A 16,017-nucleotide genomic window follows, 5' to 3' on the forward strand; every position below is an offset into this window, starting at 1 on the left:
TCTCAGCTGTCGCTGCCGACGGTGATCGCGGTCGCCTCACTGACCTCGTCGAGTTTCTCCTCGGCGTCGATACCCGTCAGATGGGAGCGGCTGATTGCCAGGACACCCGCTGCCAGCAGCACCGCCGCCGCACCGACCCAGTACGGGGCATGGACGTTGACCCGTTCGCCGAGCACGCCGGCGAGCCACGGCGCCAATGCGGCACCGGAGAAGCGTACGAAGCTGTAAGCCGCTGAGGCGACGCCTCTTTCGACCGGCGCAGCCTTCATCACGGTCTCGGTGATCAACGTGTTGTTGACACCGATGAACAATCCCGCCACCACCACACACGTCGCCAGCACGGTCTTGTTCTCGGTGGCGACGGCCATCGCCGCCAGAGTCGCGGTCATGGCCAAGAGATTCACGAGCAGCGTCGGCACGGTCCCGAAGCGGCGTTGCAGCCGCGGCGCGACGACCACCGACGTGAACGCCAGCGCGACACCCCAACCGAAGAAGATCAGCCCGATCTCGTGCGCGCTCATGTCGAGCGGAAACGGTGTGAAGGCCAGCAGCGTGAAGAAGCCGAAGTTGTACAGCAGCGCGGTGATTGCGACGCCGAGCAGACCGCGGTGGCGCAGCGCACGGAACGGGTCGGCCAGCGTCGTCGCACGTCCGGCGGGCGGTGTGGACGGCAGCAGGAATGCCGTGACGACGACGGCGAACGCCATCAACGCCGACACCCCGAAGAACGGTCCGCGCCACGAGATCGATCCGAGCAAACCGCCGACCAGCGGGCCGACCGCGATGCCGACACCCAGCGCCGCCTCGTACAGGATGATCGCCTGCGCCACCGAGCCGCGCGCGGAGTTGACGATCGTCGCCAACGCCGTCGCGATGAACAGCGCGTTACCCAGGCCCCAAAGTGCCCGCCAGCCAACGATTTCGGTTACCGTTTCCGACATGCCGGCCAGGCCGGCACCCGCGATGATGACCACGAGCCCGAGCAGCAGAGTGCGTTTGGGGCCGATGCGGCTCGCCACTACGCCGGTGATCAGCATCGCGACGCCCATCACCGCCATATAGCTGGTGAATAACAACGACACCTGCGACGGCGACGCGTTCAGGTTGTCGGCGATCGGCTTGAGAATCGGGTCGACCAGACCGATACCCATGAACGCGACGACGGACGCGAAGGCAACGGCCCAAACAGCTTTGGGTTGACGCCACATATGGGCAAGTGCTCCTTTTGGTCGAGTGATTTCGGTGTAGGTGGTCGCGCTCTGCGCGACTCAGCACACCGAAATCACGAATTATTTGGCGGCGGTGGGTGAGGCCGCGTCCGCGAGAAGCCCTCGCAATATACGGACTGCTTCGCTGAGCGCCTGCCGATCCGACGCGTCCAGACGCTCCAGGTACGGCTCGATGGCGGCCTCGCGGTCCACGCGCACCTGCCTCAGCGTCTCGACTCCCTTGGACGTGATCTGGACCAACACGGCCCGCGCATCGTCGGGGTCGACGGTGCGTGACACATAACCCCCGTCCTCGAGCCTGCGCACCTGGGTCGTCATCGTCGGTTGCGAGCAGTGATCCAGCACCGCGAGATCCGATATCCGGGTCGGCCCCTTGTCTTCGATCGTCGACAGCAGCCGCGCCTGCGCGAAGGGCAGGGGTAGCCGGGCGCGCTGCGTGGCCAGTCGGTTGATCCGGGCGACCACATGCAGCAGGTCGGCGCCGAGGGTCTGAGTCATGACCCCACTATTACATAGCCTTGCTATGCAGTTCAAACGAAGCGGCAGGCCGATTGCTGGTCGCAGCAAGGCGACGACCGCTCTTAGAATTCGACTGGCAGAATCGTGCAATGGCCGTGACCGGGGATTCGGGCGTGACTCGACGTTCCGGCGCGCTGAGCCCGGGTGAACTGGCCCAGGCGTCGGTCATCGCGGCGCTGTCCGCGGCCACGGCGATCATTGCCGTCGTCGTTCCGTTCGCCGCGGGTCTGTCGTTGCTCGGCACCGTCCCGATGGGTTTGCTGGCCTACCGCTATCGGCTGCGCGTGCTGCTCACCGCCACTGTGGCCGGTGCGATCATCGCGTTTCTGATCGCCGGCATGGGCGGCTTCATGACCGTCATGAACTGCGCCTACATCGGTGGCTTGACCGGCATCATCAAGCGCCGCGGACGCGGCACGCTGACCGTCTTCCTGTGTTCATTGGTCGCCGGGGCGCTCTCTGGCGTATTCGTCATCGCGGCGCTGGCGATCCTGACGCGCCTGCGCCATCTCATCTTCGAATCGGTAACCGCCAACGTCGACGGAGTCGCCGCGATCATCGCGCGCATCCCCGAAATGGAGGGTTTGGCCGAGCAGCTCAAGCGCGACTTCGCCACCGCGCTGGACTATTGGCCGTTGCTGTTCTTCGCATCCTCGGTGTGGTCCATCGTCTTCGTCACGCTCATCGGGTGGTGGGCGCTGTCGCGGGTGATGTCGCGACTGGTCGCCATCCCCGACGTGCACAAGCTCGAATCCTCCGCCGACACCGGAACCATCGCCCCTGTACCAACGCAGTTGCACGACGTCCGCTTCCGTTATCCGAACGCCGACCACGACGCGCTGGGTCCGGTATCGCTGAACGTCGAACCCGGTGAGCATCTCGCGATCACCGGCGCGAACGGTTCGGGCAAGACGACGTTGATGCTGATGCTGGCCGGCCGCGAACCGACGTCGGGCACCATCGACCGGCCCGGCGGCGTCGGGCTCGGCCGGCTCGGCGGTACGGCGGTGATCATGCAGCACCCCGAGAGTCAGGTGCTCGGCACCCGGGTCGCCGACGACGTGGTGTGGGGCCTGCCGCCGGGGACGACCACGGACATCCCCAAGCTGCTCGGCGAGGTCGGGCTGGACGGGCTCGCCGAGCGCGACACGGGCGGTCTGTCGGGCGGTGAGCTGCAGCGGCTCGCCGTCGCGGCGGCGCTGGCCCGTGAACCGTCGCTGCTGATCGCCGACGAGGTGACCAGCATGGTCGACCAGGAGGGTCGGGGCGCGCTGATGTCGGTGCTATCCGGGTTGACGAAGCATCACGACATGTCGCTGGTGCACATCACCCACTACAACGACGAGGCGGATGCCGCGGACCGCGCCGTCAATCTGACCGGCAACGGTGGCGCCGCCGACAACACCGACATGGTGGAAACCGCGTCGGCGCCGCCGGCTACCGTCACCGGCTACCACCACGCCGACAAGCCAGTGCTCGAACTCCGTGGGGTCAATCACGAATACGGCAGCGGAACACCGTGGGCTGCAATGGCGCTGCGCGACATCACCTTCACCGTCAACGAGGGCGACGGGTTGCTGATCCACGGGCTCAACGGATCCGGGAAGTCGACGTTGGCATGGATCATGGCGGGACTCACCGTCCCGACCGGCGGCAGCTGTCTGCTCGACGGTGCGCCGGTGTCAGATCAGGTTGGTGCCGTTGCCATCTCCTTCCAGGCGGCCCGCCTGCAGCTGATGCGCGGCCGGGTGGATCTCGAGATCGCATCTGCGGCCGGGTTCTCCCCGCGTGACCGCAAGCGGGTGAGCGAGGCGCTGGCCACCGTCGGCCTGGACAAGGCGCTGGCGAAGCGGCGCATCGACCAACTGAGCGGCGGCCAGATGCGCCGTGTGGTGCTGGCCGGGCTGCTGGCGCGCCAGCCTCGTGCGCTCATCCTCGACGAGCCGCTTGCCGGGCTGGATGCGGCGAGTCAGCGTGGGCTGCTGCGGCTCCTGGGTGAGCTGCGACGCCACTTCGGGCTGACCATCGTCATCATCTCCCACGACTTCTCGGGCCTCGAGGACGTGTGCCCACGCACTCTGCATCTGCAAAACGGGGTGGTGGCGGCGACGCCGACGGTGGCGGGAGACAGATCGTGACCGCGCCGATCGCGAACAAGCGGCAACGCAGGCCGGTGGTGCTGCTGCGCCCCGTACCGGGTAACAGCGCCATCCACCGGCTCTGGGCCGGAACGAAACTGCTCATGGTGGCGGCAATCGGCATCCTGATGACCTTCTATCCGGGGTGGGTTCCCATCGGTGCGGTTGCCGTGCTGGTGCTCATCGCCGCGCGAATCGCTCGGATACCCCGCGGCGTGCTGCCGTCCATCCCGGGCTGGCTCTGGATTTTGTTGTTCTTCGGCGGTCTCACAGCGACTTTCGCGGGTGGCAGCCCCGTGATCGACGTCGGTTCGGTCGAGATCGGACTGGGTGGGCTGTTCAACTTCCTGCGGATCACGGCGTTGTCGATCGTTCTGCTCGGCCTAGGCGCCATGGTGTCGTGGACGACCAACGTCGCCGAGATCGCCCCCGCCGTAGCTAAATTGGGCCGGCCGCTGAAGGCGCTGCGCATACCGGTCGATGAGTGGGCGGTGGCGCTGGCGTTGGCGCTGCGCGCATTTCCGATGCTGATCGACGAGTTCCGTGTCCTCTATGCGGCGCGCAGGTTGCGCCCCAAAGAGCAGGCGGCCACCAGGCGAGGGCGCTTCCGCGCCGGGATGCTCGAGCTTGTCGACCTGCTCGCGGCGGCAGTCACCGTTGCACTGCGACGGGCTGACGAGATGGGCGACGCGATCACCGCCCGCGGCGGCGTGGGACAGATCTCGGCGTCGCCGTCGGGCCCGAAGGCGATCGACTGGTGGGCATTCATGATCGTCGGTCTGGTGTGCGCGACGGCGCTCGCGCTGGAGTTGACGATTCTGGGCACCAGCGCCGTCACGAGGTGAGACCGGCCGCTATTACGGTGGTGGCGTGACCGCGCAACGCCAAGTCGACCCCGACTTCCTCGAGCTGCCGCGCCATGAGCTGGCCGATGCAGCGTTATCTGCGGCGAAGGCCGCCGGAGCCAGCTACGCCGACCTGCGCATACACGCGATCACGACGGACCACATCCAGCTCCGCGACGGTGAGCTGGAAGCGGCCGTGGTCAACCGCGAGATCGGGCTGGCGGTGCGGGTGATCGTCGACGGCACGTGGGGCTTCGCCTCGCACGCCGAGTTGCATCCCGGCACGGCCGCCGAGACCGCGCGCCGCGCCGTCCACGTCGCGGCCACGCTGAAGCCGCTGAACGCGGAACACGTCGAGCTGGCGCCCGAGCCGGTGTACTCGGACGTCAGCTGGGTGTCCGACTACCGCATCGACCCGTTCGCCGTCTCCGCGTCGGACAAGATCGCGGTGCTCGGAGAGTACTCCGGCCGGCTGATGGCCGCCGACGGTGTGGATCACGTGTCGGCCGGGCTCCATGCGATGAAGGAGCAGACCTTCTACGCCGATACGTTCGGCTCGTCGATCACGCAGCAGCGGGTGCGGTTGATGCCGACGCTGGACGCCGTCACGGTGGACGCGGCGGCCGGGTCGTTCGAGACGATGCGCACACTGGTGCCGCCGATGGCGCGGGGCTGGGAGGTCGTCGCGGGCGACGACGTGTGGAACTGGACCGACGAGCTGGCGCAGCTGCCGTCCTTGCTGGCTGAAAAGGCAAAGGCGCCCAGCGTTTCGGCGGGGCCGACGGATCTGGTGATCGACCCGACCAATCTATGGTTGACGATCCACGAGTCCATCGGGCACGCCACCGAATACGACCGCGCGATCGGCTACGAGTCCGCGTACGCGGGCACGTCCTTCGCCACCCCCGACAAGCTGGGCACCATGCGCTACGGATCGCCGGTGATGAATGTCACCGCCGATCGCACCGTCGAATATGGTTTGGCCAGTGTCGGTTACGACGACGACGGGGTGGCCGCGCAGAGCTGGGATCTGGTGCGCGACGGCATCTTCGTCGGCTATCAACTGGATCGGGTGTTCGCGCCCCGGCTCGGTGTTGCGCGCTCGAACGGCTGCTCGTATGCCGACTCGCCGCATCACGTGCCGATTCAGCGGATGGCCAACGTGTCGCTGCAGCCCGGTACCGATGAGCTGAGCACCGACGATCTCATCGCCCGGGTGCAGGACGGCATCTACATCGTCGGCGACAAGTCATGGTCGATCGACATGCAGCGCTACAACTTTCAGTTCACCGGACAGCGGTTCTTCCGGATTCGCGACGGCCGTCTCGACGGTCAGCTGCGCGACGTCGCGTACCAGGCGACCACGACCGACTTCTGGGGATCGATGGAAGCCGTCGGCGGGCCGTCGACATGGCGCCTCGGCGGTGCGTTTAACTGCGGCAAGGCGCAGCCCGGCCAGGTGGCGGCGGTCAGTCACGGCTGCCCGTCGGCGTTGTTCCGCGGGGTGAACGTGCTCAATACGCGCGACGAGTCGGGGCGGTAGTCGGTGATCGGAGCACAGCAGGTGGTCGATACTGCGCTGGCCGAGGCCGACCGGCTCGGCAAGGCCGACGAGACCATCGTCCTGGTGACCGACCGCGCGGACGCTTCGTTGCGCTGGGCGGGCAATTCGATGACCACCAACGGCGAATCGATGAGCCGGAGTACCGCAGTGATATCGATTGTGCGCCAAGGGAAGACGGCACGAGTCGGGTCGGTGCGGTCCGGTGATGTGGACCCGTCGTCGATCGCCGGTCTGGTGGCGGCATCGCAGGAGGCGGCGCTCTCGGCGCTCGAGGCTCCAGATGCCGCGCCACCGTTACCCGCCGGCGATGCATCCGCCGATTGGGACGACCCGGTGGCGGGCACGAGCGTGGAGGCCTTCCTCGGCGTGGCGGGCAGTCTCGCGGCGCGGGGATTCAGTGGGGCGGATCAGCTGTACGGGTTTGCCCGGCACGACGTCGAGACGACGTTCCTGGCCTCCTCGACCGGGCTGCGGCGGCGCCATACCCAGCCGACCGGCTCGGTGGAGATCAACGGCAAGCGTGACGACGCCAGCGCGTGGGTGGGTTTCAGCACCCCCGACTTCGATGATGTGCCAACGGATTCGATGCTCGAGCGGCTGTCCACGCGCCTGGGCTGGGCGCGGCGCAGCGTCGAACTGCCTGCTGGGCGGTACGAGACGATCATGCCGCCGTCGGCGGTGGCGGACATGATGATCTACCTGTGGTGGACGATGGACGGCCGCGGCGCCGAGGAGGGCCGCACCGCACTCTCGGCTCCCGGTGGTGGGACGCGGGTAGGGGAGAAGCTCACCGATCTTCCGCTGACGCTGTATTCCGACCCGTTCGCCGACGGGTTGGGGTGCACACCGTTCGTCACGGCGTCGGCGTCGTCGGAGCGCGCGTCGGTGTTCGACAACGGGATGGACATCGGGCGTGTGGACTGGATCCGCGACGGCACGATCAGCACGCTGGCGTATCCGCGAGCGTCGGCCGCGGAATTCGGCGCGCCGGTCGCGGTGCCCGCGGACAACCTGCTGATGACCGGCGGCACCGCCAGCCTGGCGGACATGATCGCGAGCACCGAGCGCGGCCTGCTGTTGACGACGCTGTGGTACATCCGCGAGGTCGACCCGGCGGTGCTGCTGCTTACGGGTCTGACCCGTGACGGCGTGTACCTCGTGGAAGACGGTGAGGTGACGGCCGCCGTCAACAATTTCCGGTTCAACGAGAGCCCATTGGACTTGCTGCGGCGGGCCACCGAGGCCGGTGCCACGGACCGTACGCTGCCCAGGGAATGGGGCGACTGGGTGACGCGGGTGACGATGCCGCCGCTGCGGATCCCCGACTTCCACATGTCCTCGGTGAGCCAGGCGCAATAATCCTTGGGTGAGTGACGAGAATCTGGCCGAGCGGATCGGCGGTCTGGTGGCGATGTCGTCGGGGGACGGGCGACTCGACACCCTGATGCGGCTGACATGCGGCAGGGCGCTGGGTTTGCATCCGCTGCCCATGGAGGTCGATCTGGTCGACGGGGCAGCCGAGCACGAGCCACTGGTGTGCGCGTTCGCCGAGCAGTTCGCCGTCGACGTATCGGGCATCACCGACAATCAGCGCAAGCTGTTCGCGACAGCGCTGGGTGACAACGTGTTTCGAACCGTGGTGATGATCTTCGTCGCTGATTTCGTCCCGAGGGTGTGGGCGGCATTCGAGGCGCTAGGGCTGCGCAGGCACGGCAACGGCGGCACCGTCGAGTGGGATCACGATTCCGATCCGACCGACGCCCTGCTCAACGGGTTCCTGCCCGCAGTGGCACGGCTGCGCGGGCTGGACCCGGTGACGACGGAGGTCGTGCGGCTGCGGGGTGCGACGCAGCACAACTGCCGACTGTGCAAGTCGCGCCGGGAGACCAACGCGCTGGACGCCGGCGGATCCGAGGACTTGTACGGCGACATCGAGCAGTACGAGTCGTCGGAGAAGTTGACCGATGCGCACAAGGCGGCGCTGCGGTTCGTCGACGCGATGATCTGGTCACCCTCGCAGATCAGCTCCGACCTCGCCGCGGAGATTCGCCAGCACTTCTCGGAGGATCAGGCGTTCGAGTTGACACTGGACATCATGCGCAACGCCGCCAACAAGATCATGGTGTCGCTGGGTGTGGATGCCCCGCTCGTGACGGACGGCACGGAGTTGTTCTCCGTCGACGAGGACGGGCAGACGGTCTCTGCGGGTTAGCGCATGCGAATATAGGTGCCGCATTAGCTGGGGGCGGTAGCTCAGTTGGTTAGAGCCGTGGACTCATAATCCATTGGTCGCGGGTTCGAGCCCCGCCCGCCCCACCATGACAGGTGTATGACGTCGGCTGATGCTTGACGTTTGTGCTTCGGGTGATGGGCGACAGTGTTTCGGCTGATGCTTTACACCTGCTTCGGTTGATCCTTGACACTCCCTGGATGAGGGAGTTGAGCGTGGCAGAGGTATCAGGCCGCGTTGGCGGTGATCGGCGTCCATCACTGACAAAAGTCGTGCTCACCAGACGGTTCGGGCGCACAATAGAGGAGTACGTCTGAAACCTGGGGAGCCGCGATGAGCGAGCAGCTGTACGACTATTTCGGTGCGATCTTCCAGCGGTACTTCAGACCCGCCCTCGATGCATATCCGGGTAAGGGTGGAGCACTCGTCGAACGCTTGTTCACGCTGACTGATGACGTCCCGGATCGATTGGCACAGAGCCGGCGCGCGGCAGTCGCATGGGGCACAGCGGAGAGCCCGGACGCCAGGGTCACCTCGGAACTCTTCGTGATCACCCAACACGGGCTGATGTATGCCGCCGGGTTCAACCAGTCGCGCCGGGCGCTGTATTACTTGGCGACGCCGCCCGCACTGTTCGACCCGTTCGTCGATCAGGTCGACACCGCCGAACTGCCGTCGGGCGCGGTAGTCGTGGTGGACAGTCGGCTCGGCCGCGATCTCGCATCCGCGCATCCCATGGACGCCGCGCTTCGCCGGATACTCGATGACCACCTGGCCCTGCGGGTGGATCTGCCCGCGTAGCTATTTGCGTGACGCGAATCGTCTGCGGCTGCGGCGGGATGAGTCGCCGTTTGGTGTACCGCGACATGTTTACGGTTTTTGGTTCGATGGCACCTTGCCGCACCCTACCCAGCGGAGGACGATGTATACCGACGGCAGCGCCGTCGTGACGCTGCCCCGTCATCGAGGAGGCAGATTATGTACGCGCGAACGACCACCCTTCAATCAAACAAAGATTCCATCGACGCCGGCATCGCCAATGTCCGTGACAATGTGATGTCCGAGCTGCAGGGCATCGACGGCTATGTCGGTCTTTCGTTGTTGGTCGACCGGGATTCCGGGCGCTGCATCGCCACCACCGCCTGGGAGACCGAGGAGGCGATGCGCGCCAGCGACGAGGCGGCACGGGAGATTCGTCAACGCGCCGCGGAGGCGTTCGGCGGCGAACCGGACGTCGCCGAATGGGAGATCGCTGTCCTACACCGTGATCATCAGAGCCGTGAGGGCGCCTGCGTCCGCGCCACCTGGGTCAAGGTGGAGCCCGACCAGATCGAGCGGGGCATCGACATCTTCAAGATGGGTGTGCTGCCCGCACTGGACGAACACGAAGGGCTTTGCAGCGTAAGCCTGTTGGTCGACCGTGCGACCGGGCGCGGAGTGTCTTCGGTGGCCTACGACAGCTCCGAAGCGTTGCAGCACAACATGGGCAAGATCGAGGAGCTGAGGTCCGCGAGCGCCCGGGAAGCCTCCGCAGAGATCCTCGACGAGTGCAACTTCGAGTTGGCGATCGCCCACTTGCACGTTCCCGAGATGGCCTGACGTCCGACTGCCGCATAGCTCCCGTCACTCACGAAAGGAGCATCAGAAAGCCAAGAACCCCCGCCCGAATGCGTTGCGGGAGAAGTTCATCTAGCCGCAGCGAGCCTGGGCGCGACAGGTCGATGAGTCGTGCATCAGGCAGCAATCACCTGCGGCGCGGGCAGATAGGACGCCGTCCAGGCGATGAAATCGCCTCGGGACTCGCGGGGAGCGCCGATCCGCACGTTGGCAACGGCTTCTCCGGCCCGGCGGGCACGGATGTGAATCTCGGCGGTGATGAAATTGTTGATGTGCACGGGATGCATGTGGACCGGTACCGCGACCTCGACGGCCTTCCAGTGACCATTCATGACGATGTCCTCTCGCCTCGGTGAGCAGCGATCGGATTACCGTGACGACGCTGCTCGTAGTTTTCGGTGGCTCTCCAATGCGGGAACCGTTACGAGCAGTGTTGGTCGGTGATCTTGGAGGTTTCTAAACGCGAGAGGTCGACTAGTACGTCGCGAGGATCGAGCCTAGGGGCCGCCCTTCCAGTGTTCGATGCGGTTGTGGTCGGGTGTGAACCCGTGACGGACACCCCATAGGACGGCTTGCGTGCGGCTGGACACGCCGATCTTGCGGTAGATCGTCCGAATGTAGGACTTGATGGTGTTGGGACTCAGATACGTCAACGCCGCGACATCGGCATTGCTCTTGCCCTGCGTGATGAGGGCCAGAATCTCTGATTCCCGGTCGCTGAGCCCCTCGCCACGACCTGGCCAATCAAGCCCGACTGCGCTACGGGCCCGCGGCGGGACGTCGCTGATGATCGTCTCTCCGGCGTGCACCGCCTCGAGCGCCGCGACCAATTCTCGCGCGGGCAACGTCTTGGAGAGGTAGCCGTCGGCGCCGTGTTGTCGAGCGCTCTCGATGAGTTCAGGGTGAAAGTTCCACGTGTAGACCACAACTCGGCGTGCCCTCGGGTTGGCAACCAGATGTGCGATCTCCTCGTGATCGGATTCAGGTTGGGCGAACGAGTCGTACAGAACGATGTCCACCGCGTCTTCCAGACCCATGTTGGAGTCGATCTCCGCGACGACCACACGGTCGCGGTATCGGTCGAACATGTTGGCCACGCCCATCAGCACGACGTCGTAATCGTCAACGAGGGCGACGGTGATCGGGGAGCTGGGGGTCGGTGCCACCGGTCTGAGATTACCTACTTAGGGGTGTAGCTGCACCCCCCTTAGGGGTGTTGCATTGGTAGCAGCGTCGGGCACCCGCTCGACCGGCCGGTCCAAGCGCGCAGTCAGCGCTCAATAGAAAGGCTCATCGCCATGATCGGACTCATCCTGAGCATCATTGTCATTGGACTCCTTGCCGGCGCTTTGGCGCGCCTGCTGGTCCCCGGCAGACAGAACATATCGGTCGTGATGACCATTGTCCTCGGTGTCGTCGGCTCCTTCGTCGGCGGATTCCTCGGTTACCTGCTCTTCGGCAAAGACAGCTCAGAGGGCTTCCTGCAACCCTCAGGGATCCTCGGTTCCGTCATCGGTGCCGTTGTCGTCTTGCTGATCTGGATCAGCGTCGGACGACGCAGCTCGGTTCGTAGCCGCTAAAGCTGTTCATGCACAACAGAGGTCGGCTCCGAAGCACTCCGGGGCCGGTCTCTGCTGTCGCTATTCCTTTACTCGAGTTTGGAGAGGGTAACCGTGAATCCATCGACGATCGACTTCGGCGTCGCCGAGCACTGGGTCGAGTGTGGTGTCGTAGTGGCGGTGTGGGGAGACCTGGACCTGGCCACCGCGCCCAAACTGGCCGACGCGATCGAGGCCGCTGTCCGAAAAAGGCCGGCGGCGCTGATCGTAGATCTGACGCGGGTTGACTTTCTGGCCTCAGTGGGAATGACTCTGCTGATCACCGCGCACCGAGAGATCGCACCGTCAGCGCGATTTGGCGTCGTCGCGGATGGTCCTTCGACCGGTCGTCCGCTCAAAATGACGGGGATCGACACCATCGTCGACGTGTACCGCAGCCTCGACGAAGCGTTGGACAAATGCGCATCGAGCTAGGCGGGAGTGCTGCGTCTGTGCACAGGGCGGTTCGACGGCGGCCAGCCTGGTGCTGGCTGCTTAACACCACAGTTGCACCAGCGGCCGTCTAACAGGGGACAGCGGACCGACTCGAAGTCCATTGGACGCAACCTGCCCCATCCCGTGCTGTGTTCAAGGCTAGCGTCTGGCAGGCCAAACCACAGGGGGTAGCACCCCGTTTTCATCGGATTTCGACAATATTCCAAACCCTGTGGAGCGCACCTGCCCTGTCGCTCATCAGCTGAAGGCCTTTTGCGCCCGCCGCGCGGTAGTCAACAGGCCAGCCCCTATGTGTGGCTGCACAGTTTCCTCGACGACTCGGCGATCGCGGTCGAGGACTGCTGGGTCGGCCAGATGTCCGCGCTACCCGCGATGCTCGCGAGGAGTTGCCGCAGATCGCCGGCCGCTGAGGGCCTTTGATGGTTGCTGGACACTGCGGATGGTAGGCCAGGTAGGCGTGAACGCTCCAGGCGGAGGAGCTCAGGACGATACTTAGTCCGTGCGGCGAAAGCGTTTCCTGCCTTCGGCTTCCAGCCGCAGCTGCAGAGCCCGAGCCCGCGCCTCGGCCGCCCGCTCACGGGCCTCGGCGGCTTCCGACGCCGCCCACACCTCGGCGACGCGGGCCTCGGCTTCGGCGGCCTCGGCTTGCTTCCTGGCCTCGGCGGCGCAGGCTTCGGTTCTGGCGGCTTCTGCTTGCGTCTGCAAGCAGGCACCCACCTCGGCGGCGCGGGCTCGCGCTTCCGCGGCTTCTGCTTGTGCCCAGGCCTCGGCGGCGCGAGCTTGCGCTTCGGCGGCGTCGGCTTGCTTCCTGGCCTCGGCGGCGCGGGCTTGCGCTTCGGCGGCTTCTGCTTGTGCCCAGACTTCCGCGGCGCGGACCTGGGCTTCGGCGGCTGCTGCCTTTCTCCTGGCTTCAGCGGCACGGGCTTCGGTTTCGGCGGCTTCTGTCCGTGCGCGCGAGTGAGCCTTGGTTTCGGCGGCGCGGGCTTGAGCTTGGGCGGCCTCTGCTTGCGCCTTGGCCTCGGCGGCCAGCGCTTCGGTTTCGGCAGCGAGGGCTTCGGCCTCGGCGGTTTTTGCCTGCGCTCGCGCCTCGGCGGCCAACGCTTCGGCTTCGGCGGCGAGCGCGTCGGCTTCGGCGGCCAACGCTTGAGCTTCGGCGGCTTCGGCCCGCTCCCGCGTCTCGGCAGCCAGGGCTTGGGCTTCGGCGGCTTCGGCCCGCGCCCGCGTTTCCCGTTCGCGCTGGGGCAGATTCGGTTTGGCTCGCCATCCTCGGTCGCCGCGACGCTGCTGTTGCCGACCCCCGACCCGCTTACGGTGCTTCCGGATCCTTTGCTTGTCCACGATCATTTCGCTGACGACCAAGAGAACCGCGGCCAGCGCGAGCAGAGGCGCGAACAGCGATGGGCGCGTGGCCATCCCCCCGAAACCAGCAATCGCCAGCGGCACCGCGACGATCATCGCGGCCGAAGAAGACCGCTCGCTGAGATCTGGCCTAGTAGCGGCCATCCTGGAAGACCCCACGATCCGATCCCTCCGGGGGAGACGTTGGCCTTCGTATTGTGACGTACGTCGTCGCAGCGTGCTCGGTATAACGCCCCTTTTTGGGCAGCAATCTCGCAGCAGGCGCGTTCGCCGCCGCGAGGCTGACGACGGTGGGGCCATGCCCACGCTCGGTGACGACGTAGCTCAGGAAGGGGTAGGCGAATCCCAACGCGCGCATCAGAAAGCTGCCGGCGAGCAGCAGCCAGGTCTGCGGCGGATAGTTGGCGAATCAGAAGCGACCAACGCGGGGCGCCGTGCAGCCACTCGTCATCGATGGTGCGTCAAAAGTATGCGGCCGCGAGCTTGGCGGATATCCGCTGATCGGCCGTCGCGACGGAGAGGGCCCGTGTCCACCGATTGGGGGACAACGGTTTCACCAGGCTGACGGGCCGATCGGCCTATACCGACGTGATCGCAACGTTCATAGTGTTCTACCCCATGACGGAACAGCACACCGACGTGATCTTCACGCCGCCACCGAATCCCAACGATGGTGTGCACGTCACCGACGTGCGGCAAGCAGTGACCGAGCACAGAGCCAAATACGAGCGGTACGCACATCGACATCGGTGCGCCCGCGCTCGTCTGAGCATCCATCAACTAATAGAAATTTGGTAATGACATGAGCAACTATTCCGATGTTGCCATCCTCTTCGAACTGGACGGCACTCTCGTCGACTCCCAGGACGCGGAAGCGCTTGCGATGCAATGCTTCGCCAGACAGCTGGGAGGCACAATCCTCGCGCCGGACATCAACGACCTGGTCGCCGATCGGCGCATGCAGGAAGCGATCGACATGCTGTGCGCGCACATCGGCGTCAACGTGCCTGCGGACGCACTGCCTCGTGTGCGCCAGCTCGCCGAGTATTTTTTGGAGCGACGTCTGCGATGCGTCCCCGGTGTCGGCGCCGCGCTCGGCCGGATCGATCACCCGAAATTCGTGGTGTCGAACTCGCCGGTTGACACGATCGACGACCGACTGTCACGCACAAAGCTGTTGCGCCACTTTCCTGGAGCGCATTTCTCTGCCTACGAGTACCAAACCTGGAAGCCCGCTCCCGATCTGTACCTTGCCGCGATCCAGGACCTCGGACTCGAGCCGGATGCGGCGATCGCGGTCGAAGACAGCAGGGTCGGTGTGCAAGCCGCTGTCGAAGCAGGACTGCGGGTCTACTGGTATCAGCCGAGCTTTCGCGGCTCGAACTGCTGGGTTGGGCAAGTACGACTGTTCGGCAAGATGTCCGCGCTACCAACGATGCTCGAGGGAGACCTGCCGCTCCCCGCGCATCGGCGGCGGCCGTTGATGGTCGTCTAGTTACTGCGGATGGTCGGCCAGGTAGGCCTGAACCGGGATAGGCGCCGTCGAGATGTAGCCGATCGGCAGGAGGACGTCGCCGGCGGTCGTGCGGTAGTAGACATCCCATCGGTAGTAGCCGGCGAACGCGCCGGGGTCGGCCGCCAAGACCTCGGCGTAGTCATGAACCGCTTGCACGTATCGATCCGAGTTGTTGTACCGGAAGATCGCGTTGTCGGGATTGCCGGCGAAGTTGTTAGCGGCGAGGTAGCGGCCCGCTGCCATGATGCTGTCCCGAAGTGAGTGGATGTCGCCGCCGTCGCCGTAGGCCTCGAACGTGGACGGCAGGAATTGCATAGGGCCTTGTGCGCCAGCGGTGCTGGTGCCTTCGATGCTGCCGAAGCGGGTCTCGATGAGATGTATCGAAGCCAGGTAGTTCCAGGGGACGCCCGTGGCCGCCTCGGCTTCGCGATAGTGAGCCATCAACGCGTCCGCGGGAGCGGGGGCGACGATCCGCCACGCCGGAACGGTGTCTCTCACCTCGGTCATCGGATACAGCTGACGCCGAGCGTCGACGTTGCGGTCATACGTCGCGACGAGCTCCGGCGGAATCCGAGGACGGATGATCGGATCCCAGTCGGGGTTGCGTCCGATCGCCCGATAGGCGGCCTGCTGACGGCGGGCGGCCGAGGTGAGCGCCGGCTCCGCCGTCGACGGGTTACGCAGCGAGCGCTCATCGGCCACCAGGTCGTCGGCCAGCTGCGCCGGATCGGACGAGATCTTCGGTTGTGCTCCGGAGGAAGTTGCCGGCGGACCAGGTGACGTCGGCTGGTCCATCGGCTGCACGGGGGCGGTGGTGGGTGCGGACGTCGGTGCAGGTGACGGTTCCGGTGGAGCACTCTGCGTGCAGCCGGCGAGTACGCACACCGCGGCCGCAATGCTGAGCAACGCCCGCAGCTGTTGTCGGCTCACCGCCCGAGTCTGTCAG

16 protein-coding genes and 1 tRNA gene are annotated in these 16,017 nt (G+C 65.8%); 11 read left to right on the top strand and 6 right to left on the bottom strand.

What is annotated here, in order from left to right:
* Positions 1-2: 2 nt before the first annotated feature.
* On the bottom strand, positions 3-1,208 hold the full coding sequence (locus tag M1248_RS25500) for an MFS transporter (protein ID WP_163729524.1): 1,206 nt from the start codon (positions 1,206-1,208) through the stop codon (positions 3-5).
* Between the two features lie 81 nt (positions 1,209-1,289).
* Positions 1,290-1,727 (bottom strand): MarR family winged helix-turn-helix transcriptional regulator, encoded by a 438-nt coding sequence (locus tag M1248_RS25505; RefSeq protein ID WP_163729521.1) that lies wholly within the window; start codon positions 1,725-1,727, stop codon positions 1,290-1,292.
* A 110-nt stretch (positions 1,728-1,837) separates the two neighbouring features.
* Here M1248_RS25505 and M1248_RS25510 point away from each other — a divergent pair, with 110 nt between their 5' ends.
* The 8 genes from M1248_RS25510 to M1248_RS25545 all read left to right on the top strand — a co-directional run bounded on the left by M1248_RS25510 (position 1,838) and on the right by M1248_RS25545 (position 10,124).
* The gene (locus M1248_RS25510) at positions 1,838-3,886 is read left to right on the top strand and encodes a DUF2232 domain-containing protein (protein ID WP_317150101.1); all 2,049 of its coding nucleotides are present in this window, start codon (positions 1,838-1,840) and stop codon (positions 3,884-3,886) included.
* On the top strand, positions 3,883-4,731 hold the full coding sequence (locus tag M1248_RS25515) for an energy-coupling factor transporter transmembrane component T family protein (RefSeq protein WP_163729516.1): 849 nt from the start codon (positions 3,883-3,885) through the stop codon (positions 4,729-4,731). The genes M1248_RS25510 and M1248_RS25515 overlap by 4 nt, the downstream gene beginning before the upstream one ends.
* A 25-nt stretch (positions 4,732-4,756) precedes the next feature.
* Positions 4,757-6,274, top strand: coding sequence for a TldD/PmbA family protein (locus M1248_RS25520; RefSeq protein ID WP_317150102.1), 1,518 nt, complete (start codon positions 4,757-4,759; stop codon positions 6,272-6,274).
* Between the two features lie 3 nt (positions 6,275-6,277).
* The gene (locus M1248_RS25525; RefSeq protein WP_317150103.1) at positions 6,278-7,654 is read left to right on the top strand and encodes a TldD/PmbA family protein; all 1,377 of its coding nucleotides are present in this window, start codon (positions 6,278-6,280) and stop codon (positions 7,652-7,654) included.
* A gap of 7 nt (positions 7,655-7,661) precedes the next feature.
* The gene (locus M1248_RS25530) at positions 7,662-8,507 is read left to right on the top strand and encodes a carboxymuconolactone decarboxylase family protein (RefSeq protein WP_174262057.1); all 846 of its coding nucleotides are present in this window, start codon (positions 7,662-7,664) and stop codon (positions 8,505-8,507) included.
* Positions 8,508-8,537: 30 nt separating this feature from the next.
* Positions 8,538-8,614: transfer RNA gene (locus M1248_RS25535), tRNA-Ile, on the top strand.
* Between the two features lie 244 nt (positions 8,615-8,858).
* Positions 8,859-9,326 (top strand): glucose-6-phosphate dehydrogenase, encoded by a 468-nt coding sequence (locus M1248_RS25540; protein WP_317150104.1) that lies wholly within the window; start codon positions 8,859-8,861, stop codon positions 9,324-9,326.
* 177 nt (positions 9,327-9,503) lie between these two features.
* Positions 9,504-10,124 (top strand): antibiotic biosynthesis monooxygenase family protein, encoded by a 621-nt coding sequence (locus tag M1248_RS25545; RefSeq protein WP_163729507.1) that lies wholly within the window; start codon positions 9,504-9,506, stop codon positions 10,122-10,124.
* Positions 10,125-10,258: 134 nt separating this feature from the next.
* Here M1248_RS25545 and M1248_RS25550 read toward each other — a convergent pair whose 3' ends face one another.
* Positions 10,259-10,474: a hypothetical protein gene (locus tag M1248_RS25550; protein WP_163729504.1), complete on the bottom strand. Its 216-nt coding sequence runs from the start codon at positions 10,472-10,474 to the stop codon at positions 10,259-10,261.
* 165 nt (positions 10,475-10,639) lie between these two features.
* On the bottom strand, positions 10,640-11,308 hold the full coding sequence (locus tag M1248_RS25555; RefSeq protein WP_163729502.1) for a LuxR C-terminal-related transcriptional regulator: 669 nt from the start codon (positions 11,306-11,308) through the stop codon (positions 10,640-10,642).
* A gap of 132 nt (positions 11,309-11,440) precedes the next feature.
* On the opposite strand from M1248_RS25555, the gene M1248_RS25560 reads away from it, so the two are divergent.
* The gene (locus M1248_RS25560; protein WP_163729501.1) at positions 11,441-11,722 is read left to right on the top strand and encodes a GlsB/YeaQ/YmgE family stress response membrane protein; all 282 of its coding nucleotides are present in this window, start codon (positions 11,441-11,443) and stop codon (positions 11,720-11,722) included.
* A gap of 93 nt (positions 11,723-11,815) precedes the next feature.
* Positions 11,816-12,175 (top strand): STAS domain-containing protein, encoded by a 360-nt coding sequence (locus tag M1248_RS25565; protein ID WP_317150105.1) that lies wholly within the window; start codon positions 11,816-11,818, stop codon positions 12,173-12,175.
* 513 nt (positions 12,176-12,688) lie between these two features.
* On the opposite strand, the gene M1248_RS25570 is transcribed toward M1248_RS25565, so the two are convergent.
* Positions 12,689-13,714 carry a hypothetical protein gene (locus M1248_RS25570; protein WP_163729496.1) on the bottom strand — a complete coding sequence of 342 codons (1,026 nt, stop codon included), beginning with the start codon at positions 13,712-13,714 and terminating at the stop codon, positions 12,689-12,691.
* Between the two features lie 643 nt (positions 13,715-14,357).
* Here M1248_RS25570 and M1248_RS25575 point away from each other — a divergent pair.
* Entirely contained in the window at positions 14,358-15,050 is a 693-nt protein-coding gene (locus M1248_RS25575; RefSeq protein WP_163729494.1) for an HAD family hydrolase, read from the top strand.
* On the opposite strand, the gene M1248_RS25580 is transcribed toward M1248_RS25575, so the two are convergent.
* Complete coding sequence (locus M1248_RS25580; protein ID WP_163729480.1) at positions 15,051-16,001, bottom strand: lytic transglycosylase domain-containing protein; 951 nt, start codon at positions 15,999-16,001, stop codon at positions 15,051-15,053.
* Positions 16,002-16,017: the final 16 nt, after the last annotated feature.

This window comes from Mycobacterium sp. 29Ha, from assembly GCF_032883055.1.
Taxonomy (GTDB): Bacteria; Actinomycetota; Actinomycetes; order Mycobacteriales; family Mycobacteriaceae; genus Mycobacterium; species Mycobacterium gallinarum.